The organism is Pseudomonas sp. RU47 (assembly GCF_004011755.1).
Taxonomy (GTDB): domain Bacteria; phylum Pseudomonadota; class Gammaproteobacteria; order Pseudomonadales; family Pseudomonadaceae; genus Aquipseudomonas.
Genome location: NZ_CP022411.1, coordinates 4,843,775 through 4,862,641 on the forward strand (window position 1 = coordinate 4,843,775; position 18,867 = coordinate 4,862,641).

The window sequence follows — 18,867 nt, forward strand, 5'->3', positions numbered from 1 at the left end:
AGAGTGACGAAAGGCGGGAGAATCAAAAGCCCCTCACCCTAGCCCTCTCCCGGAGGGAGAGGGGACTGAATGGGGGATATTTGGGAGATACATCGACCTGAAAGTGCTTTACCGAATCCATAATCGACGAGGTCTTTCAGTCGACGAATCACCTCGGTCGACCCTTCCCCTCACCCTAACCCTCTCCCGGAGGGAGAGGGGACTGAATGGGGGATGCTCAGGAGGTTCGTCGACCTGAAAGTGCCTTGCTGAATCCATAATCGACACAATCTTTCAGGTCGATGTATCACGCCAGACACCTCGGTCGGCCCCCTCTCCCTCCGGGAGAGGGCTGGGGTGAGGGGCTCTTGATCTTAGCGCTGCTTCAGACGGTCAATCACGACGGCCAACAGCAGGATCGAACCACGGATAACGTATTGGTAGAAGGTATCAATATTCTTCAGGTTCATCGCATTCTCAATGATCGCCAGAATCAACACCCCGGCAATCACATGCCGGATCATGCCGATCCCGCCGCTCAGCGACACCCCACCCAGCACGCAAGCCGAGATCACCGTCAGCTCGAAACCCTGGCCAATCATCGGCTGCCCCGACGTCATCCTCGACGCCAGAATCACCCCGGCCAACGCACCAATCACCCCATGCACGGCAAAGATAATGATCTTGGTCCGATCAACGTTCACACCCGCCAGCAACGCCGCTTCCTGGTTACCACCAATGGCCATGGTGTTGCGCCCGTAGGTGGTGTAATTCAGCAGCCAGCCAAAAAACAGAAAGCAAACGATGGTGATCAGAATCGGCACCGGCACACCAAACAATTGGCCGTTACCAAACACGAAGAACGATTCCTGCGACACGCCCACCGCCTTGCCGTTGGCAAAGATGTAAGCCAGACCGCGAACAATCTGCATGGTCGCCAACGTCGTGATCAAGGCATTGACGCGCAACTTGGCAATCACGATGCCGTTGATCAGCCCGACAATCAGGCCCATCACCAGCGCTGCACTGACACCGAGAAATACGCTGTTGGTGTCACGCATCACCACCGCCGCGACCACGCCAGCGCAGGCAATCACCGAGCCCACCGACAAGTCGAAATGCCCCGACGCCAGGCAGTACAACATCGTGCACGCGGCAATCCCGGTGGTAGAAATCGCCAGGCCCAGACCGCGCATGTTCAGCGGCGAAAGGAAGTTGTCGATCAGCAAGGTGCAGGCGACAAAAATGCCCACGGCCGCCAGCAACATGACCCAGTCATCAAGGAAGCGGCGCATGTCCAGCGGTTTGCGCTCTTTGGGCAGGGTTTCGTTTTGGGTTGTCATCATAGTCACCTCTCAGTTCGCCACGCCGTCAGCGCGGTGGCGCGGCAAAGCCAGTTGCAGCAGGTTGGATTCATTGGCCTGGTCGCGGCTGATTTCGCCGCGCAGGGCGCCTTCGCAGAGCACCAGAATGCGGTCGGAAATACCCATCACTTCCATCAGGTCGCTGGACACCACGATCACCGAAATGCCGTCGGCGGCGAGGTTATGGATGATCTGGTAGATCTCCGCTTTCGCACCGATGTCGATGCCGCGTGTCGGCTCATCGAGCAGCAAAACTTTCATCGGCATCGACAGCCAGCGGCCGAGAATGGCCTTCTGCTGATTGCCGCCGGAAAGGAATTTGATCTGCTGGCCGGCGTGCGGGGTTTTCACTTTCAGCGCTTTGATCTGTTTGTCGGCGTTGCCTTTTTCCCACAGACCGCGAATCAGGCAACCGAGCCCCGAATGCGCGCCACGCGCACTGATGTTGATGTTCTCGGCGACGCTGGCCAGCGGGATGATGCCTTCCTTCTTGCGATCTTCCGGACACAGCAGAATCCCCGCCGCAATCGCGTCGCGCGGTGAGCGCAGTTTCAATTCATGACCGCGCAATTCAAGACGCCCGGCCGTGTGACGTTCGAGCCCGCTGAGTAAACGAAACAGCTCGGTGCGCCCTGCCCCGACCAGTCCGAACAAGCCAAGAATTTCACCTTTGTGCGCCTCGAAACTGATCGGCTCGCGCAGACCCGGACCGAGCAGGCCGGCGACCTTCAGCGCGACGGCGCCGCGTGGACGATGGCGATAATCGTAGATGTCCTGAATGTCGCGCCCGACCATGCAGGTCACCAGTTGATCGTGGCTCAACTGGCTCATGTCCTCGAACGTGCGCACGTAGCGACCGTCCTTGAACACTGTGACCGCGTCGCAGATGCGGAACACTTCTTCCATGCGATGGGAGACGTAGAGCACGACTTTGCCCTCGTCGCGCAGGCGGCCAATGATCGCCATCAAGCGGTCGATCTCACGGGCCGAAAGACTGCTGGTCGGTTCGTCGAAGGCGATCACATGCGCGCCGCGCGACAGGGCTTTGGCGATTTCCACCAGTTGTCGCTGGCCGAGCGACAAGCGCCCGACCTTGGTCTGCGGATCGATTTCGTCGGCCAGGCCTTTCAGGCAATTCAACGCTTGCTGGCGTAACGCACCGCGATTGATCAAACCGAAACTGGCCGGTAAATGGCCGAGGAACAGGTTTTCGGCGACGGTCATTTCCGGCACCAGATGCAGCTCCTGGTGAATCACCGCGACGCCGCTGCCGATGCTGTCAGCCGTCGACTTGAACGCCATGGTCTGCTCGCCGATCTGCAACTCGCCGCTGCTCGGGATGTAAGCGCCGCCGAGGATTTTCAGCAGAGTCGATTTGCCGGCGCCGTTCTCGCCCATCAAGGCATGAACCTGCCCCGGATGCGCGACGAAGCTGATAGCGTCCAGCGCCTTCACCCCGGGAAAGGTTTTGCCGATCCCGTTGAAGCGCAGGCTGCCGCTGGCGCTGTGTTGTTGTGTTTGTACTTGCGCGTGCATAAAGCCACCTCTTCACACCGAAAAACGGCCCGGCTGCCCGGGCCGTCGCGGCATCAGTTCCACAGGCCGATTTTTTCCAGCTCTTGTTTGAAGTTCTCGCGGGTGATCAGGGTGACGTCGTCCATCGCGGTGTACTTCGGCGGCTCTTTGCCGGTGGTCACCCACTCGTACATCATCTCGGCGGTCTTGTAGCCTTCGATGTGCGGGCTTGGCAGCATCGAACCGAAGAAACCGCTGTTGGGCTTTTTCAATTCGCCGATGGCGTCGGTGCCGTTGATGCCGATACCGATCACGTTGGCCGCGGCAAAACCGGCAGCTTCGGTGGCGCGCACGCCGCCAAGCACGGTGTTGTCGTTCATGCCGCCGATGATCAGGTTTTTCGCCGCGCTTGGCAGCTTCACCAACGCCGAGTTGGTGGCGTCCATGCTGCCCGGTACGTCGAGGGTTTTCAGCGCGGCGAAGAGGATGTGGTCTTTCGGCATGCCGGCGTCTTCGAGGGATTTCACCGAGCCGTCGGTGCGTTTCTTGCCGGTGTCGAGTTCGTTGTAGGTGTTGACCACCGCGTAGGTGTCTTTCCAGTCCCAGTTGCGTTTTTTCGCCTCGGCGACCATGGCGTTACCCTGCTTCTGGCCGACTTCGAACGCGGCCATGCCGAGGTACGGCACGTCTTCCATGAATTTGCCGTTGGCGTCGACGAAGCGGTCGTCGACGGCAATCACCTTAAGGTCGTTGAGTTTGGCTTTGGCCATGATCGCCGGGCCGAGCGAGACATCCGGCGGGCAGATTACAAAGCCCTTGGCGCCATTGGCGGCGAGGCTGTCGATGGCCGAGAGGGTTTTCTCGCCGTCCGGCACGGCGATCTTGATCAGTTCGAAGCCCTTGTCCTTGGCGGCTTTCTCGGCGAAAGCCCACTCGGTCTGGAACCACGGCTCTTCCGCCTGCTTGACCAGGAAACCGATTTTCACGGTGTCGGCAGCGAGCAGCGCACTGCTCAGGCTGAACGCGGTGACCGCCAGGGCGGTACTGCACAGGGTACGAATCCCGAAACGACGTTTCATAAGCTGACTCCTTGTTATTTTTTTTGAGCAATGTTTGAAAAGCGTTAAAGCGTGTTCCTGCAAAATCTTCTGACAATAGTCATATCGTATGATGATTGGATTGCAAACGGATTTATCCGCGTGAAAGCCACTGCGCTCAGTCGTGGTACATCACCGAGCGCCCACCATCGATGGTGATGCATGAAGCATTGATGAATGGCGCTTCATCACTGGCCAGAAAAACCGCAGTCATCGCCACTTCGAGTGGCTGACCGATGCGTTTCGGCGGGTGCAGATCGAAGGCGCGTTGACGTTCGGCGTGCGGGTCGGCGAAACCGTTCCAGTAATCGACGTTCAGTTGCGTTTCGATATAGCCCGGCGCGATGGCGTTGACGCGAATGCCTTTCGCCGCGTATTCGATGCCGAGTGCGCGAGTCAGACCGAGCAAACCGTGTTTGGCCACCGGGTATGGGAAGCAGCCGGGAATGATGTGGCTGGAATGGGTCGAGGCGATGTTGATGATGCTGCCGACGCCCTGCTCGATCATCTGCGGCAACACCGCTTTGCAGCCGAACCACGCACCGTCCAGATCGATGGCGAAACAGCGATGCCAGTCTTCTTCCGTCATTTGCAAAGGATCGCAGAACACGTTGACCCCGGCGCAATTGACCAGCACGTCGATGCGCCCGTGCAGCTCAACGGCGCGTTTGGCCATGGCGTGCAGATCGTGCTGACGCGAGACATCTGCCTTCAGCGCCTGCACATCAAAGCCCTGTTCACGCCAGTGCGCAGCAACCTGTTCGACCTTCTCGGCCTGGATATCACTGATGACCAGTTTCGCTTGCTGTGAGGCGAACGCCGCAACAATGGCTTCCCCGATGCCTTGCGCAGCACCGGTCAGCAGCACGACCTTGTTTTTCAGACGCTCGCCCTTCGGCGGCGCGGGCACCGACGGCAGGGAAAGGGGTTCAGCCATGGATCAGGACTCCTGTTTCGCAGGCGCAAAAAAACCGGGCATCTACCGATGTCCGGTCTGGAAGGCGATTTGAACGAAACAGGCAGGCGCGGCCGACGGCTTCGGGCCGTTGCGAGACGCGGACTCCACACGGGAGTGCGATAGACATTCGCTGCATCACTTCACCTGTTTTGTTCTTTTTAAGTGTGAGTGCGTGTTACTGCTGCAGCCGACTATAAACCCGACCGCCAAATAATCTCAATATATAATTTTGCATCCCATATTTTGGGATTTAATCCGCAAAGCGCGTACAGAGTTTTCCTGCAACCTCCACACGCATCGACAGCACCGCGCCATCCAGCGGGTGGTTGTGCGGGCTTTTGGCGCTGGTGATGAACAGGGTTTTCAGGTCTTCCCCACCGAACACACAACTGGTCGGGCGACTGACAGGCAGATCAATTTTGCGATCGACGTTGCCTTCAGGCGTTAATCGCAGCAGGCAACTGCCGTCCCAACGGGCATTCCAGATGTAGCCTTCGGCGTCCATTGCCGAGCCGTCCGGGCCACCCTGCTGATCGGGGCCGTACCAGACTTGTGCAACATCGAGATTGCCGTCGGTGTGGATGAAATAGCGATGGAGCGTGCTGTCGAGACTGTCGCCGAACAGCAGTGTGGTGCCGTCATCGCTCCACAGCAGCGTGTTGGGAATTCCCAGATTACGCAGTAAGGGGGTGACGCGTTTATCCGGATCGATCCGAAACAGGCCACCGGAACGACGGGTGATCGGCAGGTCTTCGCCCTGCTCGCCGATGTTGTTTTGCATAGTGCCGAGCCACAAACGACCCTGGCCATCGCAGCGCGCTTCGTTGGGGCGATTGCCGGGTTGCGGATCGGCGACGCAGAATAGCGTCAGGCGCGGTTCGAGACCGGGCGAGTCGAGATCGAGGCGATAGACGCCGCTGCTCAGCGTCACCAGTGCATCGCCGCTGGCGCAGGGGATGAACGCGGAGACATGCTCGGGCATTTGCCAGATCTGCACGTTCTGGCCGATCAGACGCAGGGCCTGTTTGCCGGCAATGTCGACCCAGTACAACGCCTGGGTTGGCGCGTCCCAGAACGGGCCTTCACCGAGCTGGGCGCGGTGTTGGGTCAGGGCGGTCCACGGCATATAACGGTCTCCATTGTTCTTGTGATTTTCTGTAGGAGTGAGCCTGCTCGCGATCGCGGTGGATCAGTCAAATCTGCTTTGCCTGATACGACGCTATCGCGAGCAGGCTCACTCCTACAGGGGATTTCGGTGTATTCAACTGGCTTTTTTGTCGGCCATGACTTTCGGGTAAAAGCGTTTGATCGCCAGGTCGGCGTTGTCGATCAGGGTCATGCACGCCCACACGCCGCGCGCGGAATCGCGGGCGGCGATGGCGTCGGCCATGTCTTTGTGGATCGGCAAAGTGCGGCGCAGTTCATCCGGGTCGGCCGCAGAAACTTCAAACGACACAGCGAGCAACGCGCCGAGCGCCGGGACCATTTGTTCAATGAATTGGTTATGGCTGGCGGCGAGAATGCATTCGTGGAAGACCTGATCGGCGCGGTTGTAATCGATGCCGCTGTCGACCGCACGCTCAAGGGCGTTATAGGCCAGTTGCACCGCTTCGATCTGTTCCAGGGTCGCCCGCTCGCAAGCCCAGCGCACGGCCATGGGTTCGATGGTGCGGCGCAGGTCGAGCAAGTCATCGACGAAGTTTTCCGGCAAGCCGTTGCGCGACAGCCAACCGACCACTTGTGGATCAAACAGATTCCAGCGCCGTACCGGCAGCACGCGGGTGCCGACCTTCGGCCCGACTTCGAGCATGCCTTTGGCGACGAGGGTTTTGATCGCTTCGCGGATGACCGTGCGGCTGACGCCGAGTTGCTCGCCCAGATCGGCCTCGACCTTGATGGTCTGCCCGGGTTTGACCTGGCCAGCGGCGATCCAGCTGCCCAGCCAGTCGACCGTGGATGCGTGAAAGCTGCTGGACATGAACACCTCAAAGCGGATCGCGATGGGTGCTCAAGCTAATCATCATACGATTAACTGTCAACGACAATCCTCTGTAGGAGTGAGCCTGCTCGCGATTGCGGAGTGTCAGTCACCACAAGGATTGACTGATCCACCGCTATCGCGAGCAGGCTCACTCCTACAGGGGGGATGTGTGTCTCAGGGTTCTAGGCCGATGCGGAAGAACTCGCCGCCGCTCCACACGCCAAGCCAACGCTGCCCGTCGATTTCGCGGCTCACCGCCAGTTCCACCAGTTGGTAGAACACATTGCGATGAATCAGCGCTTCAAGATTGGTGCGCACATGCACGTAAGGCGCAGGCTCCTGCGTCGTCGGATCAATCTCGACACGGATCGGATGCTCAGGCCCGGCCTCGGCGGTTTCATCGACGTTGGTGGTGAAGCGCAACAACTGCGCCTCCCCCTCGCCTTCAACCTCAACCGCAATCGCCACAAACGGCGCATCATCGACCTTGATCCCGACCTTCTCGACCGGGGTGATCAGGAAATAGTCATCGCCATCGCGGCGCATGATCGTCGAGAACAGCTTGACCATCGGCTTGCGCCCGATCGGCGTGCCCAGGTAATACCAAGTGCCGTCGCGGGCGATGCGCATGTCGATGTCGCCGCAGAAGTCCGGGTTCCACAAGTGCACCGGCGGCAAGCCTTTGGTTTTCGGGATCTGTCCCAACAGGTCATTGGCTTTTTGCGGGCCACTCATGGCGTTCTCCTTGAATTATTGGTCGCCGACTCCCAACAGGCTGCGCGCGTACTGTGCCAGCGGCGGGCCGATCAGGTCTTCGGGCTTGCTGTCGTGGAACGTCAGTAAACCGCCACGACTCTTGATCCGTGCAGTATCAATCAAATACTGGGTGCTGGTCTCGATCAACATGATCTGAATCACGCCGCCGTCGATGCCGAGGCGATCCACCGCTTCTTCATCGAGCCACTCATCGGAGTTGCCGATGCGGTCGTCAGCCTTGGCGAAACGCGTGTACAGCAGATAGTGCGCACCGGCATCGCGAGCTTCGCCCATCGCCTGATCGAGTCCCTCGGGAGCGCGGGCGCGGCGAACCATAGGAAAATATTCGACGAAACCTTTGAAAGCTTCTTCAGCCACCACATTCGGGCGCGGGTAAGAACCACCCGGCGGTGCGAACGCGCCTTGGGCGATGTAGATGAACGAGTCCGGCTGAATGCGGAAGTTGTTCACGCGGCGGCTGTCGCTGTGATCCAGCAAGCCTGCGTCGCTCATCTGATAGCGAGTGCCTTCGGCCATATCGCTGACAGTCATACAGCCGCCAAGCGCCAAAACGGCCAGCAGCAAAACCAGGCTACGCATCCTATTCCTCCAGAGGCCGGTGACGGAAAACCGGCGAATGGCCGTTGGATGCAGCTTTTGCGCCAGCTCAAGAAATTTGTTGATGGTTAAATCGTATTCGCGAGCAAGCTCGCTCCCACAGGGGGAATACATTCCAAGGTGGGAGCGAGCCTGCTCGCGAAAGCGGTTGATCAGCCGCCGATAATTTTCATGACTGTTGCGCCGCCAGAGAACGCCACTTCCTGCTTGTCGCCCAACGCTTTGACCAGCAAACGCTGCAGCGCTGGCAACGCCTGATGGCGCGGCTTGTCGAGCAGATCGCCGACATAGTGACGGTTGCTCGACGACAGGCAGCCATGCAGCCAACCGGTCGACGACAGGCGCAACCGTGAGCACGTCCGGCAGAACGGTACGCTTTCGTTGGCGATCACACCAAAGTTGCCCAGGCCGGGAATCGCATAGCGCACGGCGGTGGCATCTACGGGGGCATCGGTTTGCGCGTACTCGTAGCGTTCGCCAATCAGCTCCAGCAACTGCTGCAGGCTGACAAACTGTTGTAGGAACGCATTGTTGTCCTTGGCCAGATGTCCCATGCGCATTAACTCGATGAAGCGCAGTTCGTATCCGCGTTCCAGGCAGTAATCGAGCAGCGGCATGACTTGATCAAGGTTCTGCCCGCGCAATGGCACCATATTGACCTTGATCTTCATCCCCGCCGCTTTCGCCTGATCCATGCCATCGAGCACAGTGGCCAGATCGCCGCCTCGGGCGATGCTGCGGAACGCGCCGGCGTCGAGGGTATCGAGGGACACGTTGATCCGGCGCAGACCGGCATCCACCAGCAGCGGCAGTTTTTTCGCGAGGAGTTGACCGTTGGTGGTCAGGCTGATGTCGTCCAGGCCCATCTTGCCGACGGCGGTCATGAACGATTCGAGTTTGGGGCTGACCAGCGGCTCGCCGCCAGTAATGCGCAGCCGTTCGATGCCGGCGGCTTCGATCAGATACGCCACGCCGCGGGCCATGGCTTCGGCCGACAGTTCATCCTGCGCAGCCACCAGCCGCTTGCCGTTGGGCACGCAGTAAGTACACGCGTAATTGCAGGCTGAGGTCAGGCTGATGCGCAAATTGCGAAAACGCCTGCCTTGACGGTCAACGATCATGATCACTCCGGCGAAAGAATTTCGAGCCGCTAAAACTTGACTCACAAATCAAGTTTTAGCAAGCCCTATGCCTGAGTATATTCCTGCGGTACTGCGACATGTAGCGAAATCATGGCGCAATAAAACAGCTGAATGGCTCAGCTGCTTGGCGTTTCCGGATCGCGCTTGCGCTTGTTGCCCATGCGCACGCCGATGTCCATCAGGAACTGGAAGAAACCTTCCTGATCTTCCAGCACATTGCTCCAGAACGGCGAGTGATACAGCGCCACAGCGCCGTGCACCAGCGCCCAGGACGCGCAGTAGTGGAAGTACGGCGGCACGTCTTCGAGCTTGCCCTCGCTGATGCGGCCCTTGATCAGCAGGGTCAGGCGTTCGAAGTTCGAGGCACGGATCTTGTGCAGCTCCTCGACCATTTCCGGCACCTGATTGCCCTTGACCACCTTCTCTTCGAGGCGGTCGAACAGTCGATAACGCTGCGGGTCGCGCATGCGGAATTCGAAGTAGGCGCGGGACAACGCTTCCTTGTCCTTGTCGACATCGGCCGAATGCAGCAGCTCGTTCAAATCGCGCTCGTAATCGAGCATCAGGCGCAGATAGATCTCGGCCTTGGATTTGAAGTGCTTATAGATCGTGCCTTTGCCGATACCCACGGCATCAGCAATCATCTCGACGGTGACACTGTCTTCACCTTGGTCGAGGAACAGCTTGAGCGCGGTATCGAGAATTTCTTGCTCGCGGCGACGAAACTCACGGACCTTACGAGGTTCTTTGTGCATAAGAAAAGGTCTGAAGGGTCAAAATTCGAAGCCGCGTATTATGCCTAACTTGCGCAAAAATGCACGGATCATCCGACCATATCTGTGTTTCTTGTTCATTTTGAGAACGTTTTGGGCGCAATGAGAACTCAACTGAAGCGAACGTATTCCAAATTTGTTTAAAAACCCCGACCGGCTAACTGGACTGCACGCCAGACTGATCAATACTTGAACTGTCGGGCGACATCTCCCCCAAGTGTCGCGCCGATAAAGGTACCAAGGGACCGCGTGCCTTTGTTTTACTCCTAATGGTCTTAACCCGGATTCACCCCCCAGAACCCGGGTTTTTTTTGCCTGCGATTTGGCTAGCGCTTACAGGGCAGATTTAACACTCGCCAGCGGGAACAGCCGCTTGAAGTTCTCGGTGGTCTGTTCGGCAAAACGCTCGTAGTTCTCACCGCGCAGCATCGCCAGGAATTCCGCGACTTCGCGCACGTACTGCGGCAGGTTAGGCTTGCCGCGATAAGGAATCGGCGCCAGATACGGCGAGTCGGTTTCCACCAGCAGGCGATCCGCCGGGACTTTGCTCGCGACATCACGCAACGCATCGGCATTGCGGAAGGTGACGATACCCGACAGGGAAATGTAATAACCCATGTCCAGTGCCGCTTTGGCCATGTCCCAGTCTTCGGTGAAACAATGCAGTACACCGGCCTGAGGCAACGCCGCTTCGCGCAGCAATTCAAGGGTGTCGGCACGGGCGCCACGGGTGTGGATGATCACCGGTTTGCCGGTCTGCTGCGCCGCTTGCAGGTGCAAGCGGAACGACTCCTGCTGCAATTCGGCGGCTTCGGGCTCGTAGTGATAGTCCAGACCGGTTTCACCGATCGCCACCACTTTCGGGTGATTGAGTTCATGCAACAGCCAATCCAGCGCAGGCGCAGCGCCCGGCTGTACATCCAGCGGATGCACGCCAACCGAACAATCAACGTCGTCATAACGCTCAGCCAGGGCTTTGACGTCGGCGGCGTTGTCGGCGCTGACGCCGATGCACAGGAAGTGCCCTACTCCGCGCTGCCGGGCTGCATCAAGTGCGGCATCCAGCGAACCGTCATGGGCGGCGAGGTCGAGGCGATCAAGGTGACAATGGGAATCTACGAGCATAAAAAGACGGCTACTTACATCGTATGAGTGGGACGGTCGGACTTGAGGGCTCCGGCCAGATGGGTTTCGATGCGACTGCGCGCGGTGTTGTCACCATCGTTGAACTGCACGCCGACACCGGCGGCGCGGTTGCCTTGCGCACCTTTGGGAGTGATCCAGGTGACTTTGCCGGCAACCGGAATCTTCTCGGCCTCATCCATCAGGTTGAGCAGCATGAACACCTCGTCGCCCAACTTGTAGCTCTTGTTGGTCGGGATGAACAAGCCACCGTTCTTGATGAACGGCATGTAAGCGGCGTAAAGCACCGACTTGTCTTTGATGGTCAGAGACAAAATGCCGTTGCGCGGGCCCGGGCTGACAGATTCATTCATGCTCACCTCCACTGCTGATGCTCAGAGTCTAGGTACACATTCTTATCTTTGACCAGGCAATCCCGCCCATTGCACCAACAATGCTTCAAGCAACAGCGCCGGATTGAGGTTGGCCTTGCTCATGACTTTCTGGCGCTGGGCGAGGATCCAGTCCTGAATCTCGAGGACTTTGCCTTGCGCACTTTTCTGCGCCAGGTACTGCACGACTTTACGCATGTCGGTCAAACCAAGACCCGCTTCATCCTGCGTCAATTGATAACGCAGGATCAGGCTCGACCAATCGCAGAACCAGTCAAACAGACGCAGCATCGGAATGCTTTTCCATTCTTCGGCCAGTTGCGTTGGCGATTGCTGCTGTTTGAGCAACTTCTTAACGCCTTCGACCACTTGCGCACGCTGCTCGCGCACGCCCTGAGACTGCAGACTGACCGCCATCAGCGGCGATCCGGCGGCCAGCGTCAGCAGTTCGACACGCTCGTCTTCGGAGCAATCCGGCAAAGCCTGAGCCAGCCATTGCAAGCTCATCGCCTCGCCCGGCAATGGACAGGCCTGCTGCACGCAGCGGCTCTTGATCGTCGGCAGCAAACGGCTGGTCTGATGGCTGACCAACAGCAAAACCGTATCGCCGGACGGTTCTTCAAGGCTTTTCAGCAAGGCATTGGCAGCGTTGATATTCATCGCCTCGACCGGCTCGATCAGCACCACTTTGCGCCCGCCCAGTTGCGCGGTCTGCACCACGAAGCTGACCAGATCGCGCACCTGATCAACCTTGATGGCTTTGTCGGCTTCTTCAGGTTCGAGGATGTAATTATCCGGGTGACTACCGGCCTTGAGCAGCAGGCAGGATTTGCACTCGCCGCACGCGTCCGGCGTCGGCCGCTGGCAAAGCAGGCTGGCCATCAACCGTTCGGCCAACGCGCGCTTGCCGATGCCTGCCGGGCCGTGCAGCAGATAGGCGTGCGCGTGCTGCTTACGCCCGGCCAGTTGCTGCCAGAGGCTGTCCTGCCACGGGTAGGCCTCAGCCACGGGCCAGCTCCAGCAAATTCGGAATCAGGGTATCCAGCGATTGTTGAACCTTGACCAATGGCTGACCGGCATCGATGCGCACATAACGCGCAGGATCCGCTTCAGCACGCTTGAGGAAGGCACTACGCACAGCCTCGAAAAACGCCCGACCTTCCAGCTCGAAACGGTCCAGACGTCCACGGGCACTGGCGCGGGCCAGGCCGATTTCCACCGGCAGATCGAAAATCAGCGTCAGGTCCGGGCGCAGGTCACCCTGTACAAAGGTTTCCAGCGTGGCGATACGCTCCAGCGACAAACCGCGACCACCGCCCTGATAGGCATAAGTCGAATCGGTGAAGCGATCGCACAGTACCACCGCACCACGGGCCAGCGCCGGGCGAATCACTTCGGCCAGGTGCTGGGCGCGTGCAGCGAACACCAGCAACAGCTCGGCATCCGGGTTCATGACTTCGTCGGCCGGGGCCAGCAGCACGTCACGGATTCGCTCGGCCAGCGGCGTACCGCCAGGCTCACGAGTCAGCACCACTTCGATACCGGCGGCGCGCAGGCGCTCGGCGAGGTATTCGCGGTTGGTGCTTTTGCCGGCGCCTTCCGGGCCTTCCAGCGTAATAAACAAGCCAGTCACAGGCAGTCCTTAATCAAAGTCATTGCGTGTTTTGTGGGGCGGCGGCTTCCGGTGCCGGGGTCGGCGCAGGCTCCTGAGCTGGAACCTGCGGCAACGCTTCCGGCGCCGTATCCGGTGATGCACCTGGAATCGCTTCTTCCGTCGCCGGAGCCGCTTCAGGCGCTACCGCCGGCGCTGGGCTGGAACGGTAATCCGCGCGGCGCTTGAGCTGATACTCACGCACTGCATTGTTATGCGCATCGAGATCATCAGAGAAGACATGGCTGCCGTCGCCACGTGCTACGAAGTACAGGCTGGTACCTTCGACCGGATTCAGCGCTGCGTGAATCGCCTCCCGACCGACCATCGCAATCGGCGTCGGTGGCAAGCCGGGAATCACGTAGGTGTTATACGCCGTCGGCTCCTTCAGGTGTGCGCGGGTCAACTTGCCGGTGTAGCGATCGCCCAGGCCATAGATGACGGTCGGATCGGTCTGCAACTGCATCCCCAAGGCCATGCGACGCACGAAGACACCGGCGATCTGCCCGCGCTCCTGCGGCACACCGGTTTCCTTCTCGACCAGCGAAGCCATGATCAGCGCTTGATAAGGTTCGGTGTACGGCACATCGGAGGAACGACTTTCCCATTCTTTCGCCAGAACTTCATCGAGGCGGTCAAAGGCTTTCTTCAGCAACTCGGCATCAGACATGCCACGCACGAAACGGTAGGTATCGGGGAAGAAACGGCCTTCCGGGAACAACCCTTTATGACCAATCTTCGCCATGACGTCGCTGTCGCTCAAACCGTTCAGGGTCTGCTCGACCTTGTCATCCTTGGCCAACGCCGCGCGCACTTGATGGAAGTTCCAGCCTTCAACCAGGGTCAGGCTGTACTGAACCACATCGCCACGCTTCCACAAGTCGATCAGACCGTTAACGGTCATGCCTGGCTGCATGCGGTATTCACCGCTGTGGATCGGCGTGCCAGCGAGGTTGAAGCGCCAATACACCCGCAGCCAGAACGCGTCCTTGATGACGCCATCCGTTTCGAGTGAAAGGAAAGTCCGGGTTGGTGTAGAGCCTTTCGGCACATCCAGCAGTTCTTCCTGCGTGATGTTCAGAGGCTGTTCCAGTGCACTGTGAATCTTCCAGGCGCTGGCGCCCATCAACAGCCCTGCCAGAACCAGTCCGGTTTCCAGCAGCAGCAAAAGTTTACGTCTCAAAATCAGGCATCCAATAGGGCGCGGGCAATGGTTTGCAGTTTACGGGTGAGCGGGCCAACCGGCCAGCTCAGTGCAGCACAGGCGCGTACCGGCCAGACGCCATACACGCTGTTGCAGACAAACACTTCATCGGCCCATTGCAGCTGTTCGAGGCTGATGTCGGCGATCTGCGTGGGGATGGCCAGTGACTCGGCCTGAAACAATATTTCGGCGCGCATCACACCGGCGACACCGCAGCGTTTCAGATCAGGCGTAATCAACACGCCGTCGCGCACGACGAACAGGTTGCTGAATACCCCTTCAATGACGCGACCGGCCTGATCGAGCATCAAGCCCTCGGCGTGCTCGCTGTCCTGCCATTCGGCACGGGCGAGAACCTGTTCAAGGCGATTGAGGTGTTTGAGTCCAGCAAGTAATGGCTGTTTCGCCAGGCGGGTGCTGCACGGGAACAGGCGAACGCCTTGTTCAGCATGAGCAGCAGGATAAGCCGCAGGAGGATTGCCTTGCAGAATGCGTCGGCCCGGCGCCGCCGGATCGGCAGCATAACCACGCAAACCGTCGCCACGAGTGAGGATGAGTTTGAGCACGCCCTCGCCCATCGCTGCCGCGTAGTTCAGCAGCTCATGGCGGATCAGTTCGATATCCGTCGCGATGGCCAGACGCGAGCAGCCATCGGCCAGGCGCGTCAGGTGTCGATCCAGCAGGATCGGCTGGCCGCCACGCACGGCGATGGTCTCGAACAGACCATCGCCGTAAGCCAGGCCGCGATCTTTCAGCGACAGAGCGTCAGCCGGTTGACCGTCGACCCAGCAGTCCATCAGCCTGCGAACCGACGGAACGCCAGAGTGCCGTTGGTGCCGCCAAACCCGAAGGAGTTGGACAGCACGACATCGATGTCCATGTTGCGCGCAGTGTGCGGCACGAAATCGAGATCGCAGCCTTCGTCCGGCTCATCGAGGTTGATGGTCGGCGGTGCAACCTGACTGTTGATCGCCAGCACGCTGAAGATCGCTTCGACCGCGCCCGCAGCACCCAACAGGTGACCGGTCATCGACTTGGTCGAGCTGACTGCCAGCTTGTAGGCGTGCTCACCGAACACCGACTTGATCGCGTTGGCTTCGGCGAGGTCGCCGGCCGGGGTCGAAGTACCGTGGGCGTTGATGTACTGCACTTGATCGACGTTGATCTTCGCATCGCGCAACGCATTGGTGATGCAGCGTGCAGCACCGGCGCCGTCGGCAGGAGGCGAGGTCATGTGGAACGCATCGCCGCTGGTACCGAAGCCGATCAGCTCGGCGTAGATGGTCGCACCGCGTGCCTTGGCGTGTTCCAGCTCTTCGAGAACCAGTGCGCCGGCACCGTCGGACAAGACGAAACCGTCACGGCCCTTGTCCCACGGACGGCTGGCGCGAGTCGGCTCATCGTTGCGGGTCGACAGCGCACGGGACGCACCGAAGCCGCCCATGCCCAGACCGCACGCGGCCATTTCGGCACCGCCGGCAATCATCACGTCGGCTTCGTCGTACATGATGTTGCGCGCCGCCATGCCGATGCAGTGCGTGCCGGTGGTACACGCGGTGGCGATGGCGTAGTTAGGTCCCTGTGCTCCCAGGTGGATGGACAGGAAACCGGAAATCATATTGATGATCGAGCCTGGCACGAAGAATGGCGAAATTCGACGCGGGCCCGTCTCATGCAGGGTACGGCTGGTTTCTTCGATGTTGGTCAGACCGCCGATCCCCGAACCCATGGCCACGCCAATGCGTTCACGGTTGGCGTCGGTGACTTCCAGACCGGCATTGCGCACGGCTTGAAAGCCGGCAGCGAGACCGTACTGAATGAACAGGTCGAGCTTGCGCGCTTCCTTGACCGACAGGTATTCCTCGACATTGAAGCCCTTTACCGAGCCGCCAAAGCGGGTGGAATAGGCAGAAAGGTCGGTGTGTTCGATCAGACCAATGCCACTGCGGCCAGCCAGAATGCCCTGCCAACTGCTCGGCACATCCGTGCCCAGTGGCGACAACATACCCATACCGGTGACTACGACGCGTCTACGCGACACAGCACTCTCCTTTTTCAAATGACGATTTTGCATCAGGCCTAAAGAAAAAACCGCACGCCATGATGGCAGTGCGGTTTTTCCATGACAGCAAACAACGATTACAAACTATTACGCCTGGTGGCTAGTAACGTAGTCGATTGCAGCTTGTACAGTAGTGATCTTCTCAGCTTCTTCGTCAGGGATTTCGGTCTCGAATTCCTCTTCCAGAGCCATCACCAGCTCAACGGTGTCAAGGGAGTCGGCACCCAGGTCTTCTACGAAGGAAGCGGTGTTGACCACTTCTTCTTCTTTAACACCCAGTTGCTCGGCAACGATTTTCTTGACGCGCTCTTCGATGGTGCTCATACCTTGTTTTCACTCCTAATGGACAAATTCAGGCAGCTGGCCAGTGGGTAAGTGTATAGAAAGACTTTTCAGTTTTTCAACTGAAAGCTTCACTCCTCAAACCCTGCAGCCCTCTGCCTATAAATAGATTGCAGCTTTATAACGGATTTTAGACAGCTCGTATGACATTTTTTTGAAGCAATCCGTCACATTTTACTTACATGTACATCCCACCGTTCACCGGGATTGTAGCCCCAGTGACGTATGCCGCACCGTCGGATGCAAGAAAAGCGACCACAGACGCGATCTCTTGAGCTTGTCCCAGACGACCCAGCGGAATCTGCGTCTGCAAGGCTTCACGCTGTGCTTCAGGCAGCTCGCGCGTCATATCGGTGTCGATAAACCCTGGGGTTACCGAGTTGACCGTAATCGAACGCGAACCGACTTCACGCGCCATTGCACGGCTGAAACCTTCCAGACCGGCCTTGGCGGCTGCATAGTTTACTTGGCCTGCGTTGCCCATGGCACCCACCACCGAGCCAATACTGATAATTCGGCCCCAACGCGCCTTGGTCATGCCGCGCAGAACGCCCTTGGACAGGCGATACAGACTGTTCAGGTTGGTATCGATCACGTCGTACCACTCGTCGTCTTTCATGCGCATCATCAGGTTATCGCGGGTGATGCCGGCATTATTGACCAGGATCGCCACTGGCGCACCGAACTGTTCCTGAATGCCGGCCAGCACGGCGCTGACCGATTCATCGCTGGTGACGTTGAGTTCGAAACCGGCGCCCTGAATACCATTCTCCTTCAGGGTCGCGGCAATGCGCTCAGCGCCCGAAGCGGAAGTCGCGGTGCCAATAACGATGGCGCCCTGACGACCCAGTTCCAGTGCGATGGCCTGGCCGATACCGCGGCTTGCACCGGTGACCAGTGCAACTTTACCTTGCAGACTCATGCAAGTTTCTCCTGATTCAGGCTTGCGCTGCACGGGCGGCAGCGAAAGCGTCTGGGGTATTGAGGTTGGAAGTCGCCACGCCTTCGGCGCAACGCTTGTTCAGACCGGCCAGGACTTTACCCGGGCCGCATTCGACCAGATTGGTCGCGCCCTTGGCAGCCAGAGTCTGTACCGACTCGACCCAGCGCACGGGCTTGTAGAGTTGTTCGAGCAGATCACGCTTGAGGGTTTCCAGATCAGCCGGCACTTGCGCGCTGACGTTCTGTACGACCGGGATCTGCGGCGCCTGCCAGTCGATGGCAGCGATGGACTCGGCAAAACGCTCGGCCGCCGGACGCATCAGCTCGCAATGCGACGGCACGCTCACCGGCAACGGCATGGCACGCTTGGCACCACGCGCCTTGCAGCCTTCGATGGCGCGCTCGACCGCAGCCTTGGCACCGGCAATCACCACCTGGCCAGGCGAGTTGAAGTTAACGGCGCTGACCACTTCACCTTGTGCAGCTTCAGCGCAAGCTGCCAGCACGTCGGCATCTTCCAGACCGAGAATGGCAGCCATACCGCCCTGCCCGGCCGGAACCGCTTCCTGCATCAACTGACCGCGGCGCTCAACGAGCTTGACTGCGTCAGCCAGTGTCAGGCTGCCGGCAGCGACCAGCGCGCTGTATTCACCCAGGCTGTGACCGGCAACAAAGGCCGGACGCGCACCGCCTTCAGCCAGCCACAGACGCCACAGGGCGATCGAAGCGGTCAGAATGGCCGGTTGGGTTTTATCGGTTTGATTAAGCTGCTCTTCCGGGCCCTGCTGGGTCAGTGCCCACAGGTCATAACCCAGAGCCTCAGAGGCTTCTTTGAAAGTTTCGAGGATCAACGGATATTCCGCGCCCAGCTCGGCCAGCATGCCGAGGGACTGCGAACCTTGTCCTGGAAAGACGAATGCGAGGGAAGCAGACATGTAACAAGCCCCTAATGATCTTGTCGTCGGAAAA

20 protein-coding genes are annotated in these 18,867 nt (G+C 59.1%); all 20 read right to left on the minus strand.

Annotated features, from left to right (window positions below):
• Positions 1-353 precede the first annotated feature (353 nt).
• The 20 genes from araH to fabD all read right to left on the minus strand — a co-directional run bounded on the left by araH (position 354) and on the right by fabD (position 18,833).
• Positions 354-1,322, minus strand: a complete 969-nt coding sequence (gene araH, locus CCX46_RS22025) for an L-arabinose ABC transporter permease AraH (protein ID WP_026000669.1) — start codon at positions 1,320-1,322, stop codon at positions 354-356.
• A gap of 12 nt (positions 1,323-1,334) precedes the next feature.
• Positions 1,335-2,879: an L-arabinose ABC transporter ATP-binding protein AraG gene (araG, locus tag CCX46_RS22030; RefSeq protein ID WP_127929326.1), complete on the minus strand. Its 1,545-nt coding sequence runs from the start codon at positions 2,877-2,879 to the stop codon at positions 1,335-1,337.
• Positions 2,880-2,932: 53 nt separating this feature from the next.
• Positions 2,933-3,937 carry a substrate-binding domain-containing protein gene (locus tag CCX46_RS22035; protein WP_064120360.1) on the minus strand — a complete coding sequence of 335 codons (1,005 nt, stop codon included), beginning with the start codon at positions 3,935-3,937 and terminating at the stop codon, positions 2,933-2,935.
• Between the two features lie 136 nt (positions 3,938-4,073).
• Positions 4,074-4,892, minus strand: a complete 819-nt coding sequence (locus tag CCX46_RS22040; protein ID WP_127929327.1) for an SDR family oxidoreductase — start codon at positions 4,890-4,892, stop codon at positions 4,074-4,076.
• Positions 4,893-5,163: 271 nt separating this feature from the next.
• Complete coding sequence (locus CCX46_RS22045; RefSeq protein ID WP_127929328.1) at positions 5,164-6,039, minus strand: SMP-30/gluconolactonase/LRE family protein; 876 nt, start codon at positions 6,037-6,039, stop codon at positions 5,164-5,166.
• 135 nt (positions 6,040-6,174) lie between these two features.
• Positions 6,175-6,891, minus strand: coding sequence for a FadR/GntR family transcriptional regulator (locus CCX46_RS22050; RefSeq protein WP_127929329.1), 717 nt, complete (start codon positions 6,889-6,891; stop codon positions 6,175-6,177).
• A 177-nt stretch (positions 6,892-7,068) separates the two neighbouring features.
• Positions 7,069-7,629 (minus strand): DUF1285 domain-containing protein, encoded by a 561-nt coding sequence (locus tag CCX46_RS22055; protein WP_053122580.1) that lies wholly within the window; start codon positions 7,627-7,629, stop codon positions 7,069-7,071.
• A gap of 15 nt (positions 7,630-7,644) precedes the next feature.
• Positions 7,645-8,250: a DUF4823 domain-containing protein gene (locus CCX46_RS22060; RefSeq protein WP_007908280.1), complete on the minus strand. Its 606-nt coding sequence runs from the start codon at positions 8,248-8,250 to the stop codon at positions 7,645-7,647.
• A gap of 170 nt (positions 8,251-8,420) precedes the next feature.
• A complete protein-coding gene (locus CCX46_RS22065) occupies positions 8,421-9,389 on the minus strand; it encodes a GTP 3',8-cyclase MoaA (protein WP_034155348.1) in 969 nt (322 codons plus the stop codon).
• A 137-nt stretch (positions 9,390-9,526) separates the two neighbouring features.
• Positions 9,527-10,165, minus strand: a complete 639-nt coding sequence (locus CCX46_RS22070; protein ID WP_007908276.1) for a TetR/AcrR family transcriptional regulator — start codon at positions 10,163-10,165, stop codon at positions 9,527-9,529.
• Between the two features lie 351 nt (positions 10,166-10,516).
• A complete protein-coding gene (locus tag CCX46_RS22075) occupies positions 10,517-11,308 on the minus strand; it encodes a TatD family hydrolase (RefSeq protein WP_008086260.1) in 792 nt (263 codons plus the stop codon).
• A gap of 14 nt (positions 11,309-11,322) precedes the next feature.
• A complete protein-coding gene (locus CCX46_RS22080; RefSeq protein ID WP_064120368.1) occupies positions 11,323-11,679 on the minus strand; it encodes a PilZ domain-containing protein in 357 nt (118 codons plus the stop codon).
• Positions 11,680-11,721: 42 nt separating this feature from the next.
• Entirely contained in the window at positions 11,722-12,705 is a 984-nt protein-coding gene (locus CCX46_RS22085; protein ID WP_127929330.1) for a DNA polymerase III subunit delta', read from the minus strand.
• Entirely contained in the window at positions 12,698-13,330 is a 633-nt protein-coding gene (tmk, locus tag CCX46_RS22090) for a dTMP kinase (RefSeq protein ID WP_127929331.1), read from the minus strand. Before tmk ends, CCX46_RS22085 begins: the two co-directional genes overlap by 8 nt.
• Before the next feature lie 19 nt (positions 13,331-13,349).
• Complete coding sequence (gene mltG, locus CCX46_RS22095) at positions 13,350-14,531, minus strand: endolytic transglycosylase MltG (protein WP_127929332.1); 1,182 nt, start codon at positions 14,529-14,531, stop codon at positions 13,350-13,352.
• Positions 14,532-14,533: 2 nt separating this feature from the next.
• Positions 14,534-15,349 carry an aminodeoxychorismate lyase gene (gene pabC, locus CCX46_RS22100; RefSeq protein ID WP_127929333.1) on the minus strand — a complete coding sequence of 272 codons (816 nt, stop codon included), beginning with the start codon at positions 15,347-15,349 and terminating at the stop codon, positions 14,534-14,536.
• Positions 15,349-16,593 carry a beta-ketoacyl-ACP synthase II gene (gene fabF / locus CCX46_RS22105; protein ID WP_064120373.1) on the minus strand — a complete coding sequence of 415 codons (1,245 nt, stop codon included), beginning with the start codon at positions 16,591-16,593 and terminating at the stop codon, positions 15,349-15,351. Before fabF ends, pabC begins: the two co-directional genes overlap by 1 nt.
• Positions 16,594-16,701: 108 nt before the next feature.
• Positions 16,702-16,938: an acyl carrier protein gene (gene acpP / locus CCX46_RS22110; protein ID WP_003175607.1), complete on the minus strand. Its 237-nt coding sequence runs from the start codon at positions 16,936-16,938 to the stop codon at positions 16,702-16,704.
• A 196-nt stretch (positions 16,939-17,134) separates the two neighbouring features.
• Positions 17,135-17,878: a 3-oxoacyl-ACP reductase FabG gene (gene fabG / locus CCX46_RS22115; RefSeq protein WP_034155354.1), complete on the minus strand. Its 744-nt coding sequence runs from the start codon at positions 17,876-17,878 to the stop codon at positions 17,135-17,137.
• Between the two features lie 16 nt (positions 17,879-17,894).
• Entirely contained in the window at positions 17,895-18,833 is a 939-nt protein-coding gene (fabD, locus tag CCX46_RS22120; RefSeq protein WP_038364480.1) for an ACP S-malonyltransferase, read from the minus strand.
• Positions 18,834-18,867: the final 34 nt, after the last annotated feature.